General features: G+C 55.8%; 2 protein-coding genes and 1 pseudogene. All 3 read right to left on the bottom strand.

All coding sequences use genetic code 11. The annotated features are described in order from the left end of the window. Positions 1-115: 115 nt before the first annotated feature. A pseudogene (locus ACQUTP_RS25615) lies at positions 116-2,071 on the bottom strand (ParB/RepB/Spo0J family partition protein); the annotation flags it as partial. A 69-nt stretch (positions 2,072-2,140) separates the two neighbouring features. After that, entirely contained in the window at positions 2,141-2,389 is a 249-nt protein-coding gene (locus ACQUTP_RS25620) for a DUF905 domain-containing protein (RefSeq protein WP_047062077.1), read from the bottom strand. 48 nt (positions 2,390-2,437) lie between these two features. Continuing rightward, on the bottom strand, positions 2,438-2,980 hold the full coding sequence (locus tag ACQUTP_RS25625; RefSeq protein WP_014343512.1) for a single-stranded DNA-binding protein: 543 nt from the start codon (positions 2,978-2,980) through the stop codon (positions 2,438-2,440). Between the last annotated feature and the right edge of the window lie 146 nt (positions 2,981-3,126).

A 3,126-nucleotide genomic window follows, 5' to 3' on the forward strand; every position in this document is an offset into this window, starting at 1 on the left:
TTACAGCGCACTAAGACCGCACGAATATAATGGTGGGTTACCACCAAACGAATCAGAAAACCGATACTGGAAAAACTCTAACGCGGTGGCCAGTTTTTGTTGACCACTTCACAGGCTGTTTCTGGTTGTCGGCACTGGTCATCCATTCCGGAACCCAACGGATTTTTGAGAGGAAGTGCTCTGCATGTTCAGCGGCATCCTTTTTCTTCATCTTCGCGGCGTCCTGTGCTGCGCCAGTCAGTCCGGCCTGAGAGAGTACCTGTACAATGTGTGGCAGCTTCATGTGCGAGAAAAGGTTATCCGCCGTCGGTTTCCACCAGTCACGAAGGTCAAACTGAATGGCGTTTTCCACCCCATCCAGCGAACTCTGGTGTTTACGACCAAATTCATCCTTGCCCTGTACACCATCTATGGAGCAGGCGGTGCAGAAAGCCATCAGTGCCATCAGTGTTGCGCCATCGAGCGTAAAGAAGGTGGTCATATCCTTTCGCCAGTTTTCCGGCAGCAGGGCTTCAAGACGTTCTTTTTCTGACTGGATGGCCTGAAACGCAACGCTGTTTTCACCGTCAGGTGCTTCACGGGTCAGCGCGTAATGCGACACACTCACGCTAATGCAGAACGGCTCTTTGACGGACGTTGTGGTATGGAAAACCGAGTTACACATTTTCCAGACCATCAGCGCGACGGCTTTCTGCGGCTGCTGCAACAGGGCCGCCTGAACCGCCAGTGTGCGTTCAGAAGAAAGGCGGGTCAGCAACGGGACACTGACGGCGTCCAGCGGATCGACTTTTTCAGGGGCCTGATCGGTGGATGCATCCTTCTCCTCCATTTTTTCATCGGCGCACAGCACCACACCGCGCTGTACTTTCACCTCCTGGCCAGTCCAGGAAACCACCACTCCGGCAGATTGCTTCATTTCATCCGTCCATGCCCGGTGTTTTGCCCGGTGCGCGATGGTCTGCTGTTCTTCCCAGACGGCTTCCAGAGCCCCGGCCACGACGTCATCATTCACGCCGGGGTTCTCGTCTTCATACTTAGCTTCCAGAGCTTCCAGCTCTGCAAGACGTTCTGATTCGGCTTCGGTATATTCCACAGGCGGGACAGCATGCAGGCGCCAGATTTTAGTGTCCTTCCCGTAGTGAGAAATCGGGTCAAGACGACCATCACACCATGACCAGCCTTCCGCTTCGCGGAGGTGCTCCGCGATGTTCTGCAGTTTTTCCAGCAGGGCGGTATCGAGCGATGCACTTTTGACATAGCCGCCGTTTTCGCTGCTGAAGAGATCAACCCGGATTTCATCCGGACTGAATGCGGCCTCTCCCACAAAGCGGAATTTGTCGCCGTTTGTGGAAACCTCTTCTGAGGTAATGAGGTTACGGATCGAGGAAACTGATACTTCATTATTCCAGGACCGTTTGCGGGCGGATTCCAGCACTTCCACCTGGCGTTTCTGATCGCTTTCGAGCGCCAGTGCCTGGCAGTGTTCGGTGGTGATTTCATCCTTCGCCAGCGCCGCCAGAATTTCGGGAGCCAGTTCGGTCAGTTTCAACATGCGCTGAACATGACGCGTACCGAACCCCAGCAAATCGCCAATCTGCGCGGGGGTTTTCCCCTGCTCTGCCAGTGTGCGGAACCCGGCGATCTGTTCAGACGGGTGCATTGCCATCTGCTGTTCGTTTTCTGCCATTGATGCCGCAACAGCCAGTTCATCAGGTACCTTTTTCACCATCACCTGATATCCGGCATCGATACGGTTTTCACTCTGCAGGAGCTGCAGCGCTTTCAGGCGACGACCACCGGCAGCCACACCACAGCGACCATCCGGGAGGTTATGCACGACCAGATTCTGCAACAGGCCAATGGCTTCAATGGAATCTGCCATTGAACAGACTTTCTCCGCCGGATAGGGAATGGTCCTGACGTTCAGGGGAGACTTCACCAGTGCCGTCACCGGGACATACTCGACCTGTGCGGCATCGAGAGCCACTTTAAGCGCCTCAGCTTCGGCAGACTTAAGCGTTTTTTTGCTGGTTTTCGGTGCAGTTTTTACCTTAGACTCTGTTGCAGACATAATTGATACCTCTTAGCTATTGATGAATGTCTGCCGGACAGCCCACCTGTCCGGCCTTCTTCTTACTGCTTACTTCGTTTTGCGTACTCCGTAGTCCCGGATGTAGCGGTTCATCATGTCCTCGCCGCCCGGTTCAAAATTCCAGACGCGCCAGATCATGCTGCCGTCATCCTGCTGACGGACGACAAGGCGAAAATGGGTCCCCTGATCATCTTCAATCGCCACATTCTGATACTGCGCTGCTACAACCTGAGCCTGCTCGCGGGTAAACGTGCCATCCGGCAGGGATTCAAGCGGGGACAAAACGTTATGGTCCATGTGTTTCTCCTTTTCTGCCCCGCCTGAACGGGGCGTCTTCATCGTGGTTTAAAAGGGCGCGTCATCATCCATTGGTGGGAAATCATCCGGGAGAGGCTGAGGCGGTTGCTGAGACGGGGCGGCATCCTGACGGCCTTTCTTACCGCCCTTCGCTTTCGGGGATTTAGCTGCGGCCTGAGCAGGTTGTGCCGGGGTGGCAGGATTCTGCGGCTGCGCGGCGCTCTCAGGCACTCCGGATTCACGGCGGCCGCCGAGCATCTGCAGGGTGCCGTTCTGCCCGACCAGCACCTCGGTGACGTAGCGCGTGACTCCGGCATCGTCCTGCCAGTTGCGAGTGCGCAGCTGGCCCTCGATGTAGACCTGTGCGCCTTTACGCAGGTATTCGCCCGCCACTTCCGCGAGCTTGCCGAACATGACAACACGGTGCCACTCGGTGTTTTCGCGCATCTCTCCCGTCTGCTTGTCACGCCATGTTTCAGACGTGGCCAGCGTCAGATTGACCACTGCGCCCCCGTTGGGCATGTAACGCACTTCCGGGTCCTGTCCCAGATGTCCAACCAGAATGACTTTGTTAACGCCACGTGCTGCCATGATGAATCTCCTTAATCCGTTGTTTTGCCTTTTAAAACCATCACCCGTTGAGTTGCCGGGGCCGCGGTTTTGACTTTGTGCGGGGACCTGCTGAACCTGCCCCCTGGATATAACCTTCACCCGTTTGAGAGCCGTTCGCCGCGAGG

This window comes from Klebsiella sp. 2-CIP_Kleb. (assembly GCF_050378715.1).
Taxonomy (GTDB): Bacteria; Pseudomonadota; Gammaproteobacteria; order Enterobacterales; family Enterobacteriaceae; genus Klebsiella; species Klebsiella quasipneumoniae.